Source organism: Bacillus massilinigeriensis (assembly GCF_900111815.1).
GTDB classification, from domain to species: domain Bacteria; phylum Bacillota; class Bacilli; order Bacillales; family Cytobacillaceae; genus Mesobacillus_C; species Mesobacillus_C mediterraneensis.
Genome location: NZ_LT630004.1, coordinates 2,507,840 through 2,531,476, shown reverse-complemented (window position 1 = coordinate 2,531,476; position 23,637 = coordinate 2,507,840). Strand labels below are relative to the sequence as shown.

Below are 23,637 nucleotides of genomic sequence, written 5' to 3'. Positions count from 1 at the left end.
CGAAATAGCGCCCTTGATAATGGGTTCTTTTCGCAGAAATGGAGGAATTCGACGATGGCTAAAAAGATGCCAGAGATCGGTGATTATAAATACGGATTTTCCGATAAAGATGTATCGATTTTCCGTTCAAAACGCGGTTTGACACGTGAAATTGTAGAAGAGATTTCAAAGATGAAGGAAGAGCCGCAATGGATGCTTGATTTCCGACTGAAGTCGTTGGAGCATTTTTATAATATGCCAATGCCTCAATGGGGCGGTGACCTTGCTTCTCTGAACTTTGATGAAATCACTTATTATGTTAAGCCTTCCGAGAAGTCAGAGAAATCTTGGGATGAAGTACCGGAAGAAATTAAACGTACTTTTGATAAGCTCGGTATTCCGGAAGCTGAGCAGAAATATCTTGCAGGTGTTTCCGCACAGTATGAGTCAGAAGTTGTTTATCATAACATGAAGGAAGATCTTGAAGCGCTCGGAATCGTATTCAAAGATACCGATTCAGCGCTAAGAGAGAACGAAGATATTTTCCGCGAGCACTGGGCAAAAGTAATCCCTCCAACTGACAATAAATTCGCGGCGCTTAACTCTGCTGTGTGGTCTGGCGGATCTTTCATCTACGTTCCTAAAGGCGTAAAAGTGGATACTCCGTTACAGGCATATTTCCGTATCAACTCGGAAAATATGGGACAGTTCGAGCGTACGCTGATCATCGTTGATGAAGGCGCGCATGTCCATTATGTTGAAGGATGTACTGCTCCTGTGTATACGACTAACTCGCTGCACAGTGCGGTTGTAGAAATCATCATCAAGAAGGATGCGTATTGCCGCTACACAACGATTCAAAACTGGGCGAACAATGTATATAATCTTGTTACGAAGCGCGCAGTTTGCGAAGCGAACGCGACAATGGAATGGATCGATGGCAATATCGGCTCTAAGCTGACGATGAAATACCCTGCTGTCATTCTAAAAGGCGAAGGCGCAAGGGGCATGACCCTTTCCATCGCACTTGCAGGTAAAGGACAGCACCAGGATGCCGGGGCAAAAATGATTCACCTTGCTCCAAACACTTCATCAACAATCGTCTCGAAGTCAATCTCTAAGCAAGGCGGTAAAGTCACATACCGTGGTATTGTCCACTTTGGTCGCAAGGCGGACGGGGCTCGGGCAAACATCGAGTGCGATACGCTTATCATGGATAACAAATCGACTTCCGATACGATTCCATACAACGAAATCCTGAACGATAACATTTCCCTCGAGCACGAAGCGAAGGTGTCCAAGGTTTCGGAAGAACAGCTATTCTACTTGATGAGCCGCGGCATCTCCGAAGAAGAAGCTACTGAAATGATCGTCATGGGCTTCATCGAGCCATTTACAAAAGAACTGCCTATGGAATACGCAGTCGAAATGAACCGCTTAATCAAGTTCGAGATGGAAGGCAGTATTGGATAACGAATGATTAACCCTTGTTTATCAAGGGTTTTTCTTTATTTTGGGGTAAGCAAAGTTTCTGTCGGGTCTTTCCGACGTGGACAAATTATTTGTGTAAGAATCAACCGTGATTTTGTTTTAATCACTCTAAGCTAATTTATTAGTAAAAATGATGCCAACAAAGCATGGTAGTACTGCGCTGCTGGAGAAGCCCGTCCTATTCTTAAAAAGACAATGAGGGTCATTTCATCTGCATTTTTTTGGCGGAGTGCTTGTCTTTTTCATCATCCTTTCATCATGAAGCCGAATGTAATGCTTAAGTATAATGCTGTGAAGATCAGTGAAGGCGGTTTGACGAAGGATGTTCTGGTTCCTTTCAAGGAGGAAATTGGAAGCAACTTCGATGGAGGAAATCACTTCCGCTGCCAACGAACTTTCAAAAATGGCGGAAGAGCTGAAAGAGTCGATTGCAACCTTTAAATACTGATTCCTATTATATGAACAAAATAGCCTAGAAAGCGCAAAAAAAGGATCCATGTTTGGGTCCTTTTTCTCATTTTTCCCAATATTACCCTGACATACTTGAATACTAGTCCCGTAGCTTCGTAAAATAAACTGGAATGAACTAACAATTTATTAGGCAGACAGCTATATTTATAGGAAAAGAGTGGGGATAAAGATGAGCGAAAAGCATCAACAACAACTAAAAGCAATGGCGATGGAAAGGGTCCATAGTATTTTATATCAATCTGATAAAGAGGTGCCTTTGGAGTACTGGCCGGTGATCAAGGAGTTCACCGGCATGTTCCTTGATGATTGGAACGTTTTTGAAAATCTGCTCGAAGCGTTCCGCCAAGACATGGAAAGTCTTGAGCTGTTCAGCCAGAATGTCGATATTTTTTACCGGAGCGGTGCTGGACTGCATTCCGTTTCCTTCCTTGGCAAAGAGTTTGCACTCGAGCGCGAGCTGTTCGCCGATTATTTGGCAAGCTGCACGGAAATCATGCGGCCCTTTTTGCCTCTTGGTTCCGTAGTCGAACTCGATCCGCGCTACTTCCAGCCAGATCCGTCCAGTGAATCAGCGGTGAAGGTGGTTATCACTGCCCGCTGCGTCGCCCCAAAAGGCTATCGTTCTTATTTTCCATACGCCGGGGTAATATACCCGCTTGGCGAAATGAAGAAGGACCGGGTTATCCATTTCACCAGCCCGCTAATCCGCAGCGTCATCCATGAAGGCTACCGAGACGAAATGGAAACATCCTTTGAACTGCTGATGAAAAAAGAAATGATCGTGGACAGAGGCTTGAAGTCCATCGAGTTCTCGCAGGAAGACATGGCGAAGCTCCAAGCGAAACAAGACGAACATTCCGATTCCGAGGAAAAAACCAAAGTGGAAGCGGGTGAGCATTGATGGCGTATTATAGTTACCATGTCTGTCAAAAGACCAGGAACAATATTATTGGACAACTGAAGGACATCCGAGAGTCCATCTGGGAAAATTACAGAGAAATGGATTTTGAGAATGCCGATGCAAAGGAAGAGATGCGGGAGGTCATAGGAGAAATGGCCAATGAAATCAATGATTTAATTGGGGAAATAATGGCAGTGCATTTTAAGTGAAGGTAGTTTGAATAAGAAGCAGGGAAGCAAAGGGGTGTAGGCAAAGTTGGCGGGCAAACAAATTAAATTGAATCTTAGTGAACTAGAGTCGGCATTGCGTTCGCTGGATCATGCCATTTCAGATTTCAAGAGCTATACAACCAATTTCCGCTCAGGAACACGGAGTCAGCTGAAAAGCTTTCATTCTGACTTCGTCGATGCAGTGGATGATCTGCTTGATAATATGAACGACGACAGCAGCACGAAGCTGCTCGAGCACCTAGACGCGATCCATGATGCCGGCGTCATGCTCGTCAAGCAGATGAAGGAAACAGATGAGCAAATCAGCAGTAAAATCAAGGGGGGAGCGAAATGAAGCGCGACCTGCAGATCAATTATGGCATTCTCGACAACATTATCGAACAGCTTCACACTTATAAAAACGCGCTGGACAAGATGGAAGCCTCCCTTGAAAAAATCAATGCTTTCATTTCCCTGAACGAGGGGGAAAGTATCGAGGCATGGGAAGACCAGGTGCGAAAAATCAAGCGGGATATCAAGCACTATCGCAAGCAGGTGAAGGATCTCACCAACCTGTTTGAAAACTACGTGCAGCGGACAACTGCCCATATTGCCCCACTGTCAAGAAATGCGATGATGCGGGTAGACCGGAATGATATTGCCGCTAACATTAAACATATTGAACTCTCCATTTGGACCAATATAAAACAAATAGAAGCGGCTATTTTTGCTTCGTCTCTATCTTTTAGTGTAGGCTTAACCGATGAAGAAAAGGAAAAGAGCAGAAGCAATAAATGGAAGATGGATGGCATCCGCTCAAAGGTGATGGCCACAAAGGCGCGACTTGATGGAAAAGTCGATGAATTGCATCGCATCCATGAAACGAAGGTCGTTCGATTTGAAGAAACAGACGAATCTTTTAGCCATAAAGCTCAAAGCGTGAAAAATAAGTATACAACCTTTTGGGAATGCATGGGAGATGCATGGGAAGATACTTGGGATGATATATCCGGATTTTTTGGTGGATTATTCAAAGGGCTGGCTGGTCTCGTCGGCGGCATCCTTGTCCTAGCCAAAGATGGCATTGTCATTGCGGCTTCTTCCCAAATCCCAGATCCAATAGAACCTGATTTCCTGAAAAAAGAAGCAAATACGACGATTAATAAATATGCAAATGCCGCTGCGAGTGCCCTCGACGATCCGCTCGGTGTGCTAGAGTCCATTGGTCAATCGTTCTCCGACACCTATGAAAAAGAAGGCATTGCCTACCTGGCAGGTGCTGCAGCGCCATCATTTATCCCTGTCGCGGGGGTTGTCGGGAAACTCGGAAAGGTCGCGAAGGTCGCCGGCAAGGTTCCCGCTTCAAAAACAAAGGGCTTTTCTGGTAATATAAAAGCAAATATAGATAATCTCATCGGCGGAAACAAAGCATTTTCGGGATTCAAAAACCGTGTCTCAGTTCAAATCAGCAGTGCCGCCAGCCAATTCACCAAAGCCGTAAAGGCACCGTTCAGCAACAAGTTTGTCCAAGGTGCTCTTTCCAGAGGCAGAAGTGAACTAGCCCAAGTCGGCCGTGCCCTTGGAGGCTTGAAGATCCCAGTCGGCATCGAAAAGCAAGTCGTCTCCACCGGCTTCAACAACATCACCACCTACGGCCTCAAAACCAAAATCATCAATGACCAGTTTTCGCAGTTTGCGAAGGTTGTGGATCGGGATGAGGGGAGTGGTAAGGGTAAAGAGTATAAAAACTATAAATCTGTTGAATATACTGGAACAACAAAGGTTAATGGAGAAGAAAGAGATATTAGCAGACGGGTTTTTCAAAGAATTGATATCGATTATAAGAGAATCGATCCTGATACTGGCATGACAAATTTTCAATTAATGAAAAAAGGAAGAGCACCAATTTGGAAAGATGGAACGGTTATAGAGCTTCATCATTTAATCCAAAGAGAGCCAGGATCAATGGTAGAAATTCCTGCAAGTATGCATGATGAATATAATAAAATTTTGCATGGTTTGGTGGAGAATGGTGGGAGCTTTAGAAATGACCCTGTATTAAAAAAGCAATATGACAACTTTAGAAGTAAATATTGGAGATGGAGAGCTAAGCAAATAGATAAAAGTGAATTGTAAAAGGAGGAACCTTGATTGGATAAAGAGGAATTAATAAACTTTATTAATGAACATAAGGAATCAGATGACTTTACAGGTGGAGTAGATGAAAGTCAAATTAATTCAATCCAAAATGAGCTAGGGGTGGAATTACCAGAAAGTTATAAGTGGTTTTTAACTACCTATGGTTCTGGTGGGTTATTTGGAGTTGATATTTTAGGAGTGGCTAAGTCAAATAGAGCTCCTGTTGTTGTTAATACAAAGAGATATAGAGATTTAGGCATGGACAAGGATTTAGTAGTTATTGAAGATGCTGGAGAATATGCTTATTGTCTATATATCAGTGAAATGGAGAATAATGAGTGCCCGGTAATAGCGTGGAATAGACCAGGGGGACTTGATGACTACAATACAGCAAAGGATTTTTATGAGTTTTTATCACAAAGGTTGTTGGATGCAAAAAAAGCATGGGAAGAAGATTATTAAGATAGATAAATAGAAAGAAATTATAAATGAGATTGCTGAAAATCAAAAACTCTTGATGGTTGTACCATCAAGAGTTTGTATAAGTGTGCCCGGCATGGGTGCAGGCTCTAAGGTGAAAGTCCTGAACAGTGAAGGCAGTAGTAGCTGTAGCTCAAGACAAGGGTGTAAGGGGTGACCCTTATATCTGAAGGAAGTCGGCGGCAAACTTCCGCTCCGAGGAACACGAACCTCATATAAGGCTAGGTGGCATTGGGTGAGTCTGCTTAACAAGACAAAACCCTTACTGCCGAAGGTGCCACAGAGTAAATGAGGCGGAGACGTGGAAGGAAAGTCTGTACTCTTACCCGGGGAGAACCTGTCGGAATGCCGTACTCATGCGGTAAGCCTATCCGTGAGGGTAGGTTGAACGGCAGGCGTCAGCAGAAGCCATAGTACTTGTCCGCTTAAGAGGATAAGGAAGGGCTGAACCAGTTATGGAAAATAGGGGCTAGGCGAATCTTGCCATTCAATGAAACAGAAAACAGAGAAACCTGTCTATTGAAAGAAATGGTGAATCCATGGGGGTCAATAGGACAGGGTGGAGAATGGAAGAACACAAACAGAAACCCTATTTACGCAGGAGGTTATATCAATGTTAATGGAACGAATCCTGTCACGGGAAAATCTACTTCATGCGATTAAAAGAGTAGAAAAGAACAAGGGAAAGCATGGAGTGGACGGAATGCCCGTCACCGCTCTGCGCGCACATATCGTGGATAACTGGAGCGAACTGCGCAAATCCCTTGCCGAGGGAACCTATGTCCCTTCCCCCGTCCGTCGAGTCGAAATCCCGAAACCAGACGGCAAAGGGAAAAGGAAATTAGGAATCCCGACCGTGACGGACCGTTTCATTCAACAGGCAATAACCCAGGTGCTTACCAGAATGTACGACCCAGGCTTTTCTGAAAGTAGTTTTGGGTTCCGGCCGAACAGGCGGGCGCACCAGGCAGTCAAACTAGCGCAAAGCTACATGGAAGAAGGATATAGATGGGTGGTAGACATTGACCTCGAAAAGTTCTTCGATAAGGTTAACCACGACAGGTTAATGAGTAAATTAGCCGGGAGAATAGAGGATAAATCCTTACTCCGTTTGATTCGACGATTCCTAACCGCGGGTGTTATGGAAGGCGGACTTCTCAGTCCGAACCAGGAAGGCACTCCGCAAGGAGGACCATTAAGCCCCCTCCTGTCCAATATAGTCCTGGATGAACTGGATAAGGAATTAGAGCGCAGAGGACACAGGTTTGTCAGGTATGCGGATGATTGCAACATCTATGTGAAATCCAAAAGGGCTGGAGAAAGAGTAATGAGAGCAATGACTCATTTTATAGAGGGGAAGCTTAAGCTGAAGGTGAACAAGGAGAAAAGTGCCGTAGACCGACCGTGGAAGAGAAAATTTCTCGGCTTCAGTTTCACAAGCAACCTAAAACCGAAGGTAAGAATATCACCTCAAGCAATTAAACGGTTTAAGGATAAAGCAAGGAAATTGACCAGCAGGCGAAGTTCAATCTCTATGGAGACAAGGATTCATATCCTAAATGAATATCTAGTAGGGTGGGTCAATTATTACCACCTGGCTGATACCCGGTCAGTAATTGTTAGCCTAGAAGGCTGGCTAAATCGAAGACTGCGAATGATTAGGTGGAAGGAATGGAAACTTCCTCGAACCAAAGTCAGGAAACTCATCGAACTGGGTGTACCAAGAGGAAAAGCTTACGAATGGGGAAATACGAGGAAAGCCTATTGGAGAATATCCAAGAGCCCAATTCTTCATAGAACCCTAGGGAAAGCCTACTGGCTTTCCCTAGGGCTAAAAAGTATTTCTGCAAGATATGACATACAGCGTCAGACATAACTGGAACCGCCGTATACGGAACCGTACGTACGGTGGTGTGAGAGGGACGGAGGTTAGTCACCTCCCCCTATCTCTATTGATATTTTGTATATAAAGAATTTCCATATAATTATGCGAGATGGCATTTTAATCTAATGAAGTATTTTATATAGCTAACCATAAAGCGCTTGATTGCCTATTAGGTAACAGGTGTTTTTCGTTTTTTAATGAGACATTTATGCTTGGGATAACATGAATGTTGCTTTACTGAAATTCATAGCTCATGAAGGTAGTACCATCATGGAGTATCGTTTTAATACTTGGATAGTAAGAAAAGTACGATAATTAGGCGAGATGAAATTTTATAAGGTAGGGGTAGTTATGACATGGATTGGCTAACAAACTAACGACAATGACAAAGCTCGTGGCGATAAAAGGTAGGTTACATAAGAAGGTTACTAGTTTCGAAACACGGCAGACAAAAATTGGGTTGTATACTTCCTAGAGACGGTCGTATAATACTCGCTATTCGTTTAAAAAGCGTTACAAAAATTACAATTTATGTAACGGGAGGGTGAAAAGTTGAACGTTGTTGGGTATATACGAGTCTCAACTCAAGTGTAGGGAAGAGATGGATATAGCTTGAAATATCAAGAAGAAGAAATTAGAGCATACTGTGAAGAACAGGGTTTTAAATTGATACATATTCTTAGAGATGAAGGAATGTATTTGGCAAGCAAAAAATGTATGAAACGGCAGTTAAAAATGTAGCCACCTGCCAACCGTTTTCTAATTTTGTAATAATGACTCCTTATAGCGATGACTATCGCCATTAAATACCACCAGATGAGAGTGATGGATCAGTCGGTCAATGACTGCTTCCGTTAATATTGGATCTCCAAAGACGTGGTTCCACTGACCGAACTGAAGATTGGTCGTAATAATAATACTCTTGGACTCATAACACATTGAAATAATTTGGAATAATAGTTCTCCACCTTGCTTGTGCAGTGGAATATACCCCAGTTCATCAAGGATTAATAAATCCAGCTTTTCTATTTGCTTGAACAATTTCGGCAAAGTACCCTTTTCATTTGCTTCTAGAAGCCGGTTTACTAACCCTGCCACTGTGTAGAACTTAACTGTTTTACCAAACCTATGTATGGCATTCAAACCAATTAAGGTCGCTAGATAGGTCTTTCCAACACCTACCCCTCCGTAAAATATCGCATTCTCTTGTCTTTCCATGAACTCTCCATTTAATAGGGATTCCTTTGTCAATCCTGCTGGAACCTGGACTTCACCCCAATCAAACGGCTTTCCTTTCACTTTTGGGAGTGTAGCTTGTGTTAAAAGGAGATTCATCCTGCGCTCCTCACGCTGCTGGATTTCAGCTTCAAAAAGCTTAAGTAGATATTCTTGATTACTTGTAGCTTCCACTTCATCAAAATGCTCCTTGATCCAGCTCAACTTCAGTCGTTTTGCATAAGACTTAATTAGGTCGTTCATTATGATTCCACTCCTTTATGGAGCCTGTCATAATGTCCTAGCCCTCGTGTCGCATCTGGTAGTTGAGGCAAAGACGACCTCGGCTTTATGTCACTTCGGATTCCTCGTCCATTAATAAGTTGATAGAATACTTGTTTAATCGCATCCACGGAGGGATGCCCACGTTCAGAGGCCATGACCAGTGCTTTAGTAATCATGACGAAATCATGGTCCTTTAAGATCGTTGATAATAGTTTCAGTGCCTCCGGCTTTTCTGCCACTGTACATGCTTCAAAATAGTTCTTCCATTCTTCCGGAAGTTGATCATAAAATCCTGTATATTTAAGTGCCGTAGGCCGTTTGGCCATCAAGTTCAGATAAGGCTGCCATTTCATGGACTTTCTATACTGGCCATAAAGCCGGGAATGACGGACGACAAGCTGGTGATTATCATTCAAGATATCCACCTTGTCATATGAAATTTTCACCAGTACCTTGCTTTGCGCATATCGGGGAGAAGTGGAGTACAGATTAAGATCCAACTTGATATACCCATACTTATCAGCTTTCAGGGTTTCATACCTGACACACTCGTACTCTTTAGACGGTAATGTGAGGAAGGCGGACTTATCCTCTTCAAAGAGTTCTGAAATCATCTTCTCCTTCTGGTAATGCTTCCTATCACGGTCTTTCTCTGCCATAGCCCATAATTCCTTATTTAGCTCGTCCAGGTTGATGACATGAAGTCCTGGGAGGAGGAAATTATTTCTGATATACTTGACCATTGCTTCCACATGGCCCTTTTCATTTCCACTATTAGGATTGCAGAATTCACACTCGAAACCGTAGTGAAGGACGAAGTTCTGGAACTCGTCCGTTAGTTGCCTTTCACCATTTGGCAAAACTTTCTTAACGGCAGGAGTAAGGTTATCAAACCTAATAGCCTTGGGTACTCCACCCATATGGTGAAATACTCTTTTCATCCCCTCAAGGAAACACTCCTTATTTTGGGATGGGAAAGCCTGAAAATAAAAGCCGTTACTGGAAGGGAAGGACATTACTAGGAACGGTAATACAATTTCTTCTCCTCCATAGATAAATGGAGCTTCACCAAAATCCACTTGGGCGGTTCCTGGAATGGATTTGAGTGGAAGAGCAGCCTCATCCGTCTCGTTAAGGAAGTCTTTTTTTCTTGTGGAAACATAATCCCTGACCGTTCGGTCGGATCCTTTAAATCCATGATGATCTTTCAATAGTTCCCACATTCTCTTGGCTGTTTTACGAAACTTCTTTTTCTTTTTCAGATCCTCCCTAATCCATTCATCTAGTATGGCTTTCACTGGATCTAATACAGGTGCTGTTCTTGTCTGTTTCTTTTTAGGCTTTTCGTTGAAATCTTCCAAGTTCGCATACTTCTTAATTGTCCTTGGATCTTTCCCCATTCTTTTAGCTACATTTGCATATCCGCAACCTTTATTGTTAACTTCATGTCTGATATACTTAATCTCGGCCACAGCCAACATCTCCTTAATACCTCCTGCACGTTTTGTACCCAACAGGAAGTGTATGTGTATTTTGGAATGTTGACAAGTGGCTTTTTTTAATTTGTGCAGTCCCCTCGGGGCCTGCACAAATTAAATGCCATAACCTACATTTTTATGATGCCATAAACAGCTATACCAAACAAAAGGGTGAAAAAGAACTAAAAATACATAACGGGCATGCAGAAGTAGTAAAAAGATTATTTCAACTTAAACAAAAATATAAGAAATGGTCATTGTCTAGGTTGGCAGAAGCATTGAATAAAGAAGGCTATCAAACTACGCAAGGGAAAGCATTTACGAAAGTACAAGTGAAAAGAATTTTAGACAGAGAGAGTTTTTATCAAGGGATATATAAATATGGAAAAATACAAGCAAAAGGGAAACATGAAGCAATAATTTAATAGGTTACTTAAAAAAAGGACTCATTTTCTTATAAATTACTATGTAACGATGAAAATGGATAGGCTTTCGTACCAATGCGCACCAGAAGGTGAACGCTCGAACTAAGGTTGCCGGCATTTTCATTCAATCATTGACAACTGAATAGGAGGATGAGCCATGCATGAAAAGCAGAAACATGTTTATGTGGGTGTAGACTTACATAAACAGCACCATGTGGCAGTGATTATTAATTGTTGGCAGGAAAAACTAGAAGAAATAAAGTTTGAAAATAAACCGTCCGCTTTCTCAACATTTTTACTAGATATTGATAAACTGACAGAAGAAGGGTTGACACCTGTATTTGGTTTAGAAGATGTGGGCGGTTACGGTCGAGCACTGGCACAATATCTAACGGACCATGGACAAGTTGTAAAAGAGGTTAACCCAGCTCTTTCTTATGCTGAACGAAAAAGCCATGTGACCGTACAAAAAAGTGATAGCTGGGATGCGGAATGTGTGGCTAGAATATTGGTAAGACAACTTAGCCAATTGCATGACGCTAAACCACATGATTTATATTGGTCGATACAACAATTGGTCACTAGAAGAAATGCATTGGTGAAGGCGCAAGGTGCTTTGAAGAATCAACTGCATATTCAATTGAGTCACCATTACCCTAGCTATAAGAAGTTTTTCTCCGAGGTGGATGGGAAAACAGCTTTAGCATTTTGGGAACGATACCCATCACCGTCTTGTTTGGAAGGTGTGAGTATAAAACAATTGACCACCTTCTTATTAGAAGTGAGCCATAATACTTGTTCGGTGAAAAAAGCGAATGAAATATTGAAGCTAGTAATAGTGGTAGAAAGCATTGTGCGCCACATTTTGTTTGGAAAGCAGGAAATAGGCAAGGTGGAAAGAGAATTAAAAGAGTTAATGAGCTTACTAGACTTTCAACTAGACTCCATGCCAGGCATTGACCTCGTAACAGCTTCTGCTTTAATTGCGGAGGTAGGTGATGTAAGACGTTTTCCTAATGCCAACAAATTAGCACGATTTGCGGGGATTGCGCCTGTTTACTTTGGGTCTGGTGGGAAAGGAAAGGAACAAAAAAGCAAACAGGGAAATCGGGCGCTGCACGCTTTATTTTACAACCTCGCAGTCCAACAAGTGCAAGTAGCAAAAGGAAGTAAACTGCCACGGAACCCAGTGTTTCATGCTTACTACCAACGAAAACTAAAAGAAGGTAAAACAAAGGGACAAGCATTGGTGTGCATAATGAGAAGGCTTGTGAACATTGTTTATGGCATGATGAAGCATAAAATAGCCTATGAATTACCGATAATAAAAGAGAAAGAAATAGTTTAATAAAGTTTTAGATAGGTTGTTTTTTTATTTATAGATTTTAAGATTACAACATAGGGTACGGGTAATGTTGAAACTCCTAACCTGCAAACAGGTAAAGGGTATGATGCAGGTGATGCTCCTGTACAAATTGAAGGTCCATGGACAATTAATGATTTAAAGCAAGGTTTATTGGGGCATTCACCAAGAGGACTTAATAAACCAGATTTACATCATGGAGGACAAATGCCAGGTGGAGCAAAGCATGAGATAATTCCTTCGCAACATAGAAATAATTCAGCGCTTCACCAGAATAAATATAATCAAGGTGTTACTCCTGTAATGCGTCAATCAGATAGACAGTTGCATTGGTGGTATAGAGCAAGGGAACAAGGTGCCGATGATATATTACCTGAATGGATTTACGATAAATAATCTTTTTTGGAGTTGAACGGAATGGACTATAATATTTTTCTTGAAATTGTTAATGAAACCAGAAACAAAAGACCGATATGGTTTGGATTGGAGTCAGAACCTAAAGGTAATGATAGTCAAATTGAGAAAGTTGAAAAAGCATTATCTCTTTCCCTACCCGAGGAATATAAATGCTTTGTAAAAGAATTTGGGGGTGGCTATTTCGCTCTTACCAATATATTTTCAGTAAATGAACTTGGTGATTGGTTTATTGTCAACTTAAATAGTCAAATAGGACTTATAGAAACACATTCCTTTTTAGCTGTTTCTGATATTGAAACTGGTGATTATTATGGGTTTACGCTTGAAAAAGGGGTTTGTGGTTCAAGGGTTATGTTCTATGACCATGAAATTAATAAAATTGAAGAAACAAAGTATGAAAATTTATATGAATATATTTTAGACGTTGGACTAAATCCTAGGTAAATGTACCGATTTGTTACTTTAGAGCCTCGATAAGTTTAAGACTTTCGAGGTTCTTTATTTTCAGCGGTAGATAAATGTTCATGTTTGAATTAAGAGTACAGGTTGGTAAGCAGACGCACTAGTTTAGTTCTGTCACAAAGATATAAAAACTACCGCACCTAACTACTTGATTTATATTTGCACACAAGAATGACAAAGGCTGATCCTGTTAATAACATCGACCCAAAAGCATCAAAGGCAGCCTATAATTATGCCATCGGAGATGATATTCGAACGATTAGGAGCAAGAATGTTTTTTGCAAGCAAAAAGTGCAGAAAAGTGCAGCGAAAATTACATAGGCTTGCAGTTTACTTTTCACATTAAATCCCATCATTCGCTTTAACGGTGGAAAGGGCATTTTTCAATCGGTAGCTTTCCCCTGTGAACGCGATGACATGTGCATGGTGCACCAATCTGTCCACAAGGGCTGAAGTTAGACGGTTATCCCCAAAAACCCGATTCCACTGACCAAATTCCAAATTTGAGGTTACAATCACACTCTTGTGCTCGTAACAGTCTGCAATAATGTGAAACAATAATTCCGACCCTTGCTTTTGAAAAGGGACATATCCCAATTCATCCAGTATAAGCAAATCGCACTTCTCAATCTGCCGTTTTAATCTTTGTAAGGTACCTTCTTTCATCGCTTCCTCTAATTGCCCCACCAAATCAGCCACCCTAAAGAAACGGACCTCAAAGCCCTGTTCACATGCCTTAACACCTAAAGCCGTTCCTAGATGCGTTTTTCCTGTGCCTGGCGTCCCCATAAGTAGTAGATTCTGTTTTTCCTTTATAAAACGAAGATCACAGATTCCCTCTTTCGAGGTAGTCGCCGGCAAGTGCAGCTGGTCGGACCATTCATAATCCCTAAGCCATTTAAGCTCTCTAAATTTAGCCTTTTTTATTAGTCTAGCGATTTTGGTGGTTTGTCTGGAATTGACTTCAATTGATAGAACATCACGTAAAAATTGTTCTTTGCTTTCAAAAGGGACTTCCTCAAACTCTTCGATAATATGGGCAAGGTGGAGTGTTTTACAAATGGCCTTTAAATCGGTCATCAGGACACACCTCCCTCTAAGTGTAAACGCTAAAATAAAAGTTGACCACTAAAGTACAATTCGCTAATCAAAAAGTTGACCACCCTTAACACCAAATCCCTTATCATAGAGTTTGTCGAGAACTTCATGATTTGGGAGGAAAAAAGGATGTTAAAGATGGCTAATATAGAGCTTATCAGAAAATTGCACTTTAAAGAAGGTCGATCTATTCGGCAATTATCAAAAGATCTCAAACTATCAAGGCAAACCATTCGCAAGGCATTACAACAGAATGAAATTCCAACCTATCAACGCTCAAAGCCAGCTGCCAATCCGGTCATCGATCCCGTTAAATCAACCATTATCCAATGGTTAATGGATGACGAAACAGCCCCAGTAAAACAGCGTCATACAGCTGCTCAAATCTTCAGACGCTTGGAGAAAGAATACGGTTTTAAAGGTGGAGAATCCACTGTCCGCCGTTTCGTACGCCAATACAAGCAGCTCAAGGAAGCCCCTAATTCCTCTATTCCGTTGGAATTTGATCCTGGTGAATTCGCCCAATTTGATTGGGGAGAAGTCATCATCATTCTGAATGGTATTGAAAGAAAAGTAATGCTTTTCTGTATGAGGCTTCTGTATAGCCGAAAGATATTTGTAAAAGTGTTTCCGCATCAGCGCCAGGAGGCTTTATTTCAGGGGCACGCAGATGCCTTTGATTATTTCGGTGGTGTGCCGAAAACGATTGTCTATGACAATATGAAAACAGCGGTAAAGAAAGTGTTAGAAGGCACCAAGCGCGAAGAACAAGAAGCCTTCATTCAGTTTCGATCACACTACCTCTTTGATGCTCAATTTTGTGCGCCGGCAAAAGGAAATGAAAAGGGACAAGTGGAGAAACTGGTTCAAACAGCCCGAGCTCAATTTTTAGTTCCTGTTCCACGGGTAAGTGAGATTCAGGAACTAAATCAATACTTAATGGAACAATGCGATGCCTATGAGGACACCTTTGTACCAAAAACGAAAGAAAGAGTCGGGGATCGATTCCTGCAGGAGAAAGAATATCTTTTGCCAATTATCGGTACACATCCCTGCGCAAGAAAGGTAAAAGCTGGTGTTAACAGCTTGTCCCTTGTGAATTTTGAAACAAATAGCTATTCTGTACCAACAAGATATGCCGGAAGAAAAGAAGCACTCATATATGCATATGTAGATTATGTAGAGGTATGGCTGGACGGAAGTTGTGTTGCCAAACATGAACGGTCATATGAAAGACTCCAAGAAGTATTTGAAGTGGATCATTATTTGGATGAACTGGAGAGAAAACCAAGGGCTATACAGCATGCGCGCCCAGTCAGAAGAGCAAAACTTCCCCCAATTTACCAAGAATTTTATAAGAGGACCCTTTCAAGATATGGCCATGGAAAAGAGTTTATTAAACTATTGAAGCTTCATAGGGAATTCTTAATAGAGATGGTAGAACGGGCTGTTGAAAGTTGTGTAAAAGAACAGTTATTCACAGCTGATAACGTAAAGCATTATCTTTACCTTATGACACAGCCAGAAGCAGCTAAACCAGCACCAATCAAATATGAAATGGAACAGGCTGTCGCTGTCAAGGCCCCCACATTTAGCCCGTATGATCAATTATTACAGAAAGGAAGGTTTATACACTGAATACACACCGTTTTCAAATGGATGAATATTTAAAAAGGCTAAGATTACCGACAATACGTGACCAGGTTGATGCTTTTTTACGAGAAGCAAATGAGCAACAAATCACATATGAAGAATTTCTATTTCATCTATTGTCGATTGAAGTAGCTGAACGGGAAATCAAGAAGAAAGAGTCTGCCAGAAAAAAGGCGCAATTCCCGGTACATAAAGACCTCCTCTCATTCCGATTTGAGGAGGCCCCACATGTGCCCAAAAGGCGCATTCTGGACATCTTTCAAGGCGAATATATTCAGCAGAAAAGGAATGTCATTTTTATTGGGAATTCGGGGACTGGAAAGTCCCATTTATCTATAGCTTTGGGCGAAGAGGCGATTAATCAAGGCTATAATGTCAAGTATTATACAGCCGCCCGCCTATCGAATGAACTAATGGAAGCCCAAGACGAAAAAAGGCTCCTCCAACTGGAGAAACAATGGTTGGCCGCAGATGTCACGATTATCGATGAACTTGGCTATATCCCCTATCATCAACGAGCAGCTGAATTATTGTTTCAATTTTTTTCTTCTCGTTATGAAAGAGGAAGTATGATTATCACAAGCAATCGGGAGTTTAGCCGGTGGGTAGAAGTTTTTCATGATGAACAGATGACCGCCGCCTTGTTGGATCGAGTGACCCATAAGGCCCACATTATTCCCATGAACGGAGAAAGTTATCGTCTTAAAGAAACCTATTCGAAATAACAAGAGGGTGGTCAACTTTTGCATGAGCGACATGGTCAACTTTTGTGTTGACATTTACAAGAGATCAGGTCTACAAGATTTTTATTAGATGTAAGGAAATTTCTTTGATGGGTAATGGTAAAGCAAAAGTTAACTTAAAAAAATTAACCCACACATTACTCGCTGTTACAACAGGATGATTTGATTAAATGTAAGATGAAAAAATTCGTTAATAAGTGTAGCCCCGAGGAACTAATAAAAGGAACACTCTTTTGAGTTAACTTTTATAAGTTCCTCGGGGCTTGTTTGCGGGTGAGGATTTACGATGTAATTTTGACTACCTAACCTAGTATAAAAATCCCTTAGAATATCGTCATTTGACCCTGCTTCTGATATTGAAACAAGGAGAAATTTCCCTCTCTTTTTTTATTCTATAACTTTTTCATGTAGTGAAAAATCATTCAATTCCAATTCCGATAGTGGATAAAAAGTAAAAAAGAAATATTCACCGGAACGGTAGTAATCTTGGATGACGAATTCTCTTTCTTTAATCTCATCCAAGGCTCTTTCAAACTCTTCAAGATTTTCCTTTTTGGTTCGTTTATTAAAACGAATGGCGTAACGGAAGTCAAGCCAACTTCGTCTAACCGGATTGGTTTCTTTCATCTGGTGGGCCATAATTCGCTCTTTCTGCAGAACGAAAACAAGGTGGTAAGAAAAACGACCTTTTAATTCCATTACTTTATCACTGTATATGTTAACAACCTGCTGCCGTAAAAAGTCATCATATACATCCTCGGATACAAAGGCGGTTACAAGCCGTTCTCCACTATCACTTTTGGAGTCTTCCTGAATCCGGACGGAAGAGAAAAGCCCTTTAACAAAATACTCTCCACGCTCATTTGCTTCTGTTACTCGGTAGTTTGCGAGTTTTAATATCCGTTCGATGGTAGCTTGATAATTCTTTGCATTGTCACTATCATACACCCGCTTAACAAGCTCTTTTAGAGGAAACTGAATACGTCTTGTCGTTTGAAAGCTTGCATCTCGAAACATCAGTACATCGAGGAAAAGTTCAAAATCCTTGTTGTCCAAGTCTGGGACCTTTTTATTGAGGTCATTGACAAAATCACTGCTAACAAGCAAGCTGATGTTTGAATTGGTTGCAAAACGGCTTCTCTGAATGGTGGGATGATAAGTCTTTCCGGGATCGGAACCGGGCTCATTCAAACTTACATTCTTGGAGTCAATCGCTAGTTTTCCTCTAGGAGAAATGCCGAAAAAAGATGTTGTGATGGCGAAGTTTGGCGATTGATAAACAGTCGGTTTGAGAAACAGTTTATTCTTTATCAATAAATCGCCAATCATCATTGCCAAGTCTATCTGGATTGCGTTGTTCCTTTGCTTTTTCGTCTTCTCATGTATAAAGGGATAAGTGAAAGTCGGCATTTCTTCGCTTTCTGCCCACTCCAGTAGCTCTTCTTTAGCCTTTTCCATGTATTGTTCTAAAGAATCCATATTGAATTCAATGCGAAATTGTTCCAACCCAAATTGTTGAATGTAATTTTTTAGAAATGTTTCTTTTCCTTTTAGTTCTTTATAAGGAGCCGATGGTTTCTCTAGATTTCTAATGGCTGTCCGAGCCCATCTCCTTTTAGTCCTTAAAAATGAATTCCGTTTTATGCCCGCATAGGCTTCTTTTTCATCTTTATCTTCATAATAAGTTTCATAAAGAAACGGGATCAAGGATTCAAGAGACGCCTCCGTATATTTTCTTAGGATAGGGGTGAGCTCTTTTTCATCCAGGACTCCCAATATGGTAGAAACGAGTTTTTCTATCATTTCATCCGTCGGTGTTTCCGTCATGAGGGCGCTCCTTTCTGTATGCTTTTGAACATGATCATGTTCCAGGTCAAATTTTTGGTTAAAACTCTACAACTACAATAGTATGAAAAAGCTGTATAAACAGCAAGTATTCCCTGTGAAAAGACATATTTAGAAAGAGCAGGGAAGATTCTCTAAATGTAGCTTTATAACGTTTGAACAAAAATGAACTGATTTGCATCTATCATTATTAGGGGAAATACCTATTTCAAAGGAACCTTTTACCTGAAAAGGTAGTAATATCTCGGATACCTGTGTAAAATTACCTATAGGAGGCGCAATAATGAAAATACTTAAATCTTTACTAATCTCATTGTTATTATTGGCATCGGTATCAATTACGCCTGCTGCAGCAACCAATGAATTAAAAGTCCATTTTATTAATGTTGGGCAAGGTGATGCTATCTACATAAAAACAGCAAATGGAGATGACATACTAATTGACGCCGGCAACCGAGATGGAAACGATGTAGTTGCTTATCTGAAAAAACAAAAAGTAAATGATATTGAGGTTATGATTGCCACTCATCCAGACGCAGATCATATGGGTGGATTGGATGAAATTCTTAAATCATTTAAAATTAAATCTGTTTATGCTCCAAAAGTTAGCCATACTACACAGGTTTATAAAGATTTCCTTACTGCTGTTAAAAACGAAGGTGTAAAAAATAAAACAGCAACAAAAGGTGTTTCTATACCTTTAAAAGGTGTTACAGCTAATTTTGTTGGTTCAGTTAGAAGCTATAGTAATAGTGATTTGAATAATTGGAGTGCCGTTTTACGCTTAACTTATGGTAAAAAGGCTTTCTTATTTACTGGTGATGCAGAAACTACATCTGAAAATGACATGATTAAATCAAAACAAGTATTAACGGCTGATGTGATTAAAATTGGCCATCATGGAGCGAAAACGTCTACCAGCTCCGCTTTCTTAAAAACCATAAAGCCTAAATATGCTGTACTTAGCGTTGGTAAAAACAGTTACGGACATCCAACTTCTGATGTGTTAAACCGACTGAAATCAAGTAAAGTAAATGTTTTTAGAACGGATAAACAAGGTACTATTATTGCATCAACTAATGGAACTAACTTAGCATTTAATACTAAACCTGCCATTCCTGGTACAGTTACTGCACCTACTTCTGCAACCTATAAATTAACAGCTAGTTTAGATAATAGAACTCCTAAGCAATACTCCACTATTAATCTAACTGTTAAAGGATTACCTAGCGGAACAAAATATAAAGCCGTGTTTCGTTATAAGAGTAAAAATACAACATATTCAGGATCTGTGGGTAAAAAGCTACCTGTAAAAATAGGCCGAGCAGCAAAAGGATTTACTGTAAAGGTGGATGTATCAGCATCATATAAAGGAAAATCCTATAAAACACAGACTGCTTTTACTCCAAAATAGAGGTGGTTTTATGAAGGGTATTATAGATCGGATTGAGGGTAATATGGTTGTCGTGGAAACTGGTGGGGAAACAAAGGATTTTCCGAAAGACATCTTCCCCAAAAGTGCTTCTGCCGGTGATGTGGTTAGCATTATTGGAAGCGAAGTAAAAATACTCAAGGAAGAAACTAAGAAGCTCCGGAAAGAAATTGAAGCGCTTATGGAGGATGTATGGGAAGATTAAATTAAATGCCCTTCTCAAATGAGAGGGGCATTTAATTTTTCATAATCTTTGTTAAATAATGATGTTGATAATTACCCTATATTCATAATGAACGAAACGGCTCTCATCGATTAACATAAATTGTACTTGGTCAAAATGTTACCAAAAATAAAAACCAAGTGTAAAGCTACATACGAAGAGGGGACGACATTATGAAGGAAATACAAAAAATTGTTTGTTTGGACCTATCCTAAAGATATAATTTATCCTTCGCTTAATAAGCCTTTGAGAAACGGATGGTTAGCTGAACATGATACAATGAATTTGAAAGTCTCATTAAAAAATGTATAATTTGCTAATTTAAGGACATATTAAACTTGATCTTTTGTACCAGAAAAGAGAAAATTCTTATAATTATAATATAACAGTAAAAAGACTCCATTCCTTGTTTTACTTTACCAAGTAGGAGTCTTTTTTATGTGTACTGGATATTAGTCATAAATCTATTTAATCTTAACACTAACAAGTTTAACTCCAGCCTTCTTTGCATCCTTGGTTGCTTTTTGAATTTTATTTACTAGCTGTTTTTCATTTTGTTTTTTCTTCAGCATGGATCTCACCCCTTAAATAAATTTTCATTAAGAGTATTGACGATAAAAAATAAAAGTATTCAAAAGTAGGTTCTAAACTTGTCCATTCTCACTATATATCTAGTAAGACCTGGAAAAGTGGAAAAATGACCATGAAGTAATCAAAAAAAACTGGGAAGTGGGGGAAGGGATGGAGTACCTTAATCCTTTGTTTAGTAAACCTACAATAGAAAAAACTAAAACGGCTGCTATACCAAGGCGGCCTAACCAGTTGAAAAAACACCGCGCTGTTCGGAAAGATAAAAGACATAATATTAAATTTCCAGTATGCAGCATTGTACAAGTTCGGCTCAAAAGTCTTTGCCGGCAGGCACAGAGGATTTATAGGGATAGAGGTAAAGAACCATTGAGTCAAACTAAATAGAAATGCTATTTTAAATATGTACACTAACGCTTGAATTAATATGTACAACCTTGCTTCAATTTTACATACTAGTCATGAGGTGTTTATTGCAAAATAAAAGTGCAGAACTTTGCAAGGAGAAACTGCAGAGTCCTGCACTTTATTTAGTGGCATAAAAAAAGGACTTGCCAGTCCCCAAATTTCCCTCTACTGTAATTGGTGTCGAATCAATTTAGTGGAGGTTTAGAAGGGATGCTAACAATGTCCGATATTAATTGTATCAAGAAATTACGAAACGAAAAAGGATTATCAGTAAACAAAATAAAACAGACACTAAAAATCAACTGGCGAACAGCCAAAAAATACGCAGATGGAGATCAACTACCTGCATCAAAAATACGAGAAAGGAAAGGAATGATGTATGAAGGTCAATGGGGGGAGATGGTTACTGATTGGTTATCGGAGGATTCCAAACTAAAGAAAAAGTCCCGTAGGACTAAGAAACAGTTGTTTGAGGAATTACAAAATCACGGGTTCAAAGGGTCCTATAGAACAGTCTGTTACTTTATCGAAGATTGGGAGAATACCCATCAGGATGAAAAGGATCGGGGCTTTGAAAGGCTGACTCATCCTCCAGCTGAAGCCCAAGTTGACTTCGGCGTGATGGAGGCTGTACAAGATGGAGAGCTTGTTGATATCAGAGCTTTGGTGATGTCCTACCCTCACAGCAATGCTGGATTTTCCGTACCTTTGCCGTCAGAAAATCAAGAATGCTTCCTTCATGGATTAAAAGAGCTCTTTCGTCAATCCGGAGGAGTACCTCTTAAAATCCGAATCGATAATTTGACTCCGGCAGTGAAGAAGACCCGTTCAAAGGTGGAAGAGGCGCAACTGACAGATGCATTTATACAATTTCAAAACCATTATGGGTTTGATGTTCAAGTGTGTAATCCCAGAAGCGGCCATGAAAAAGGGAATGTTGAAAATAAGGTGGGATATATCCGCTACAACTTCTTTAGCAAGGCCCCCGTTATGAAAGACTTTGATGATCTCACATCGAAACTGGAAAAGAGATTAGCAGAAGACAGGGATCGCGTTCATTATGAAAAACAGGTCAGAATAATAGATTTATGGGAGGAAGAGTCCAAGCATCTTTTGGCCCTCCCTGAGCAAGATTATCCCGTTTTCAAAGAAGAACAGGTTAAGGTGAATAAGTATAATGAAATAAGGCTTGATCAGACTTTGGTACATGTCCCTAAAGCAGCAAACTATGGCATTCTATATATTCAATGCACTTGGGACTCCTTTAAAGTGGTAACACCAGATGGCGAAATTCTGCTCGAGGACTTTCGTCCTTACATGAATAAAAGAAAGGCCTTGCCTTGGCAGTCCATTGTAAAGGGATGGATTCAGAAACCCCGAGCACTTCCCTACTCGCGTTATCATGAATATTTACCAGGAAGGATTCGAAATTACTTAATGGTGGATAATTTGTCCATTCGTCAGGAACGTCTGAAGGCTTTGGCAGCTCTGCTTGTTACACATGATATGAAGGGAATTAACTTGAATTTTTATGAACTAATAGAGGAAGAAAAGCTTGGAACACAAGCCAATCCTTTTGATGTGGAATGGTCCAAATATGATAATTTGGCCGGAACTAAGGAGGCTATGTCATGACTTTCGATCTCAGAAGTAAGTGCAAGTCTCTTCGTTTGGCCTACATTCCAGACATTTATGGCAAGATCCCTTTTGATAATCCNGTACAGAATCAACTATCGCTTATTGATACGTTAATCAAGCTCACTAATTATGAAATCGATGTACGAGAGCAGAATATGATTCAGTCAATGGTAAAGGTCGCAGGTTTTCCGCACTTAAAGGAAATAAAGGATTTTGATTTTACCTTTCAAACGTCCGTAAATCAGCAGCAGATTCTAGATTTTCTAACCCTTCGGTTTATAGAAAGGAATGAGAATATTGTTTTCTTAGGGCCAAGTGGAGTGGGGAAAACCCACTTGGCAACAGCGATAGGGATCACAGCAGCAAAGAAACGGACAAGTACTTATTTCATAAANATTCTTTATGAGACAAAAGATGGTGAGCAGGTCGAGATAAATGTAGCTGCACTCATTCTTTCTACCTCAAGAATACGCACCTTTCATATGAGTATATCTAAATCTCAAAGCACTCTATTTTCCTTTTTAACGGAAGCTTTTGAAGCATTTGGTGGTGTACCTGCGGAACTCCTTACGGATAATATGAGAACAGTGATGGATGAAGCAAGAACAGAACATTCTCCAGGGAAAGTGAATGCAAAATTTGAACAGTTCGCAAAAGACTTTGGCTTTAAAGTAAGAGCGTGTATCGCAGGACGACCACGGACAAAGGGGAAGATAGAGACCACGATGAAGCTATTAGATGAAATCCATGCCTACCAAGGTCAATTTACATTAGAGGAGCTGCATCAGTTTATACAGGATTTAGCTAAC

The 23,637-nt window shown here is 40.3% G+C and carries 19 protein-coding genes and 3 pseudogenes; 18 read left to right on the top strand and 4 right to left on the bottom strand.

The annotated features are described in order from the left end of the window. The first annotated feature begins 54 nt into the window (after positions 1-54). The 8 genes and pseudogenes from sufB to BQ5796_RS18460 all read left to right on the top strand — a co-directional run. Positions 55-1,452, top strand: a complete 1,398-nt coding sequence (gene sufB, locus BQ5796_RS13260; protein WP_071460647.1) for a Fe-S cluster assembly protein SufB — start codon at positions 55-57, stop codon at positions 1,450-1,452. 658 nt (positions 1,453-2,110) lie between these two features. Next, positions 2,111-2,842, top strand: coding sequence for a DUF4176 domain-containing protein (locus BQ5796_RS13250; protein ID WP_071460645.1), 732 nt, complete (start codon positions 2,111-2,113; stop codon positions 2,840-2,842). After that, entirely contained in the window at positions 2,842-3,051 is a 210-nt protein-coding gene (locus BQ5796_RS13245) for a hypothetical protein (protein WP_071460594.1), read from the top strand. Before BQ5796_RS13250 ends, BQ5796_RS13245 begins: the two co-directional genes overlap by 1 nt. A gap of 46 nt (positions 3,052-3,097) precedes the next feature. Beyond that, positions 3,098-3,406, top strand: coding sequence for a hypothetical protein (locus tag BQ5796_RS13240; protein WP_071460644.1), 309 nt, complete (start codon positions 3,098-3,100; stop codon positions 3,404-3,406). Beyond that, on the top strand, positions 3,403-5,187 hold the full coding sequence (locus BQ5796_RS18465) for an HNH/ENDO VII family nuclease (RefSeq protein ID WP_234969345.1): 1,785 nt from the start codon (positions 3,403-3,405) through the stop codon (positions 5,185-5,187). The genes BQ5796_RS13240 and BQ5796_RS18465 overlap by 4 nt, the downstream gene beginning before the upstream one ends. A 15-nt stretch (positions 5,188-5,202) precedes the next feature. Then, entirely contained in the window at positions 5,203-5,652 is a 450-nt protein-coding gene (locus BQ5796_RS13230) for an SMI1/KNR4 family protein (protein WP_071460643.1), read from the top strand. Between the two features lie 631 nt (positions 5,653-6,283). Beyond that, positions 6,284-7,546: a group II intron reverse transcriptase/maturase gene (gene ltrA / locus BQ5796_RS13225; protein ID WP_071460642.1), complete on the top strand. Its 1,263-nt coding sequence runs from the start codon at positions 6,284-6,286 to the stop codon at positions 7,544-7,546. A gap of 561 nt (positions 7,547-8,107) precedes the next feature. Then, positions 8,108-8,251, top strand: a pseudogene (locus BQ5796_RS18460) (recombinase family protein); the annotation flags it as partial. A 63-nt stretch (positions 8,252-8,314) separates the two neighbouring features. Here the strand turns inward: BQ5796_RS18460 and istB (BQ5796_RS13220) are convergent. Then, a complete protein-coding gene (gene istB, locus BQ5796_RS13220; protein ID WP_071460641.1) occupies positions 8,315-9,034 on the bottom strand; it encodes an IS21-like element helper ATPase IstB in 720 nt (239 codons plus the stop codon). Continuing rightward, complete coding sequence (istA, locus tag BQ5796_RS13215; RefSeq protein ID WP_071460640.1) at positions 9,034-10,536, bottom strand: IS21 family transposase; 1,503 nt, start codon at positions 10,534-10,536, stop codon at positions 9,034-9,036. The genes istB (BQ5796_RS13220) and istA (BQ5796_RS13215) overlap by 1 nt, the downstream gene beginning before the upstream one ends. Before the next feature lie 152 nt (positions 10,537-10,688). Between istA (BQ5796_RS13215) and BQ5796_RS13210 the strand changes: the two are divergent. The 4 genes and pseudogenes from BQ5796_RS13210 to BQ5796_RS13195 all read left to right on the top strand — a co-directional run. Next, positions 10,689-10,958, top strand: a pseudogene (locus BQ5796_RS13210) (recombinase family protein); the annotation flags it as partial. A 157-nt stretch (positions 10,959-11,115) separates the two neighbouring features. Next, on the top strand, positions 11,116-12,306 hold the full coding sequence (locus BQ5796_RS13205) for an IS110 family RNA-guided transposase (RefSeq protein WP_071460638.1): 1,191 nt from the start codon (positions 11,116-11,118) through the stop codon (positions 12,304-12,306). Positions 12,307-12,528: 222 nt separating this feature from the next. Further along, entirely contained in the window at positions 12,529-12,717 is a 189-nt protein-coding gene (locus BQ5796_RS18295; protein ID WP_071460637.1) for a hypothetical protein, read from the top strand. Positions 12,718-12,738: 21 nt separating this feature from the next. Then, positions 12,739-13,182 (top strand): SMI1/KNR4 family protein, encoded by a 444-nt coding sequence (locus tag BQ5796_RS13195; RefSeq protein WP_071460636.1) that lies wholly within the window; start codon positions 12,739-12,741, stop codon positions 13,180-13,182. Positions 13,183-13,542: 360 nt separating this feature from the next. On the opposite strand, the gene istB (BQ5796_RS13190) is transcribed toward BQ5796_RS13195, so the two are convergent. Further along, entirely contained in the window at positions 13,543-14,280 is a 738-nt protein-coding gene (istB, locus tag BQ5796_RS13190; protein WP_071460635.1) for an IS21-like element helper ATPase IstB, read from the bottom strand. A gap of 147 nt (positions 14,281-14,427) precedes the next feature. Between istB (BQ5796_RS13190) and istA (BQ5796_RS13185) the strand changes: the two genes are divergently transcribed. Together istA (BQ5796_RS13185) and istB (BQ5796_RS13180) are read left to right on the top strand one after the other, a co-directional pair. After that, a complete protein-coding gene (gene istA / locus BQ5796_RS13185; protein ID WP_071460634.1) occupies positions 14,428-15,936 on the top strand; it encodes an IS21 family transposase in 1,509 nt (502 codons plus the stop codon). Positions 15,937-15,953: 17 nt separating this feature from the next. Beyond that, the gene (istB, locus tag BQ5796_RS13180; RefSeq protein WP_071460633.1) at positions 15,954-16,676 is read left to right on the top strand and encodes an IS21-like element helper ATPase IstB; all 723 of its coding nucleotides are present in this window, start codon (positions 15,954-15,956) and stop codon (positions 16,674-16,676) included. A gap of 405 nt (positions 16,677-17,081) precedes the next feature. Here istB (BQ5796_RS13180) and BQ5796_RS13175 read toward each other — a convergent pair whose 3' ends face one another. Further along, positions 17,082-18,521: a hypothetical protein gene (locus BQ5796_RS13175; protein WP_071460632.1), complete on the bottom strand. Its 1,440-nt coding sequence runs from the start codon at positions 18,519-18,521 to the stop codon at positions 17,082-17,084. 301 nt (positions 18,522-18,822) lie between these two features. On the opposite strand from BQ5796_RS13175, the pseudogene BQ5796_RS13170 reads away from it, so the two are divergent. The 4 genes and pseudogenes from BQ5796_RS13170 to BQ5796_RS18850 form a co-directional block, all read left to right on the top strand. Further along, a pseudogene (locus BQ5796_RS13170) lies at positions 18,823-19,647 on the top strand (ComEC/Rec2 family competence protein); the annotation flags it as partial. A gap of 316 nt (positions 19,648-19,963) precedes the next feature. Next, positions 19,964-20,176 carry a DUF3006 domain-containing protein gene (locus tag BQ5796_RS13165; protein ID WP_071460630.1) on the top strand — a complete coding sequence of 71 codons (213 nt, stop codon included), beginning with the start codon at positions 19,964-19,966 and terminating at the stop codon, positions 20,174-20,176. A 1,233-nt stretch (positions 20,177-21,409) separates the two neighbouring features. Further along, the gene (gene istA, locus BQ5796_RS13155; RefSeq protein ID WP_346190295.1) at positions 21,410-22,825 is read left to right on the top strand and encodes an IS21 family transposase; all 1,416 of its coding nucleotides are present in this window, start codon (positions 21,410-21,412) and stop codon (positions 22,823-22,825) included. Beyond that, on the top strand, positions 22,822-23,637 hold an 816-nt coding region (locus BQ5796_RS18850), incomplete at its 3' end, for an ATP-binding protein (RefSeq protein WP_428839303.1). The genes istA (BQ5796_RS13155) and BQ5796_RS18850, both read left to right, overlap by 4 nt.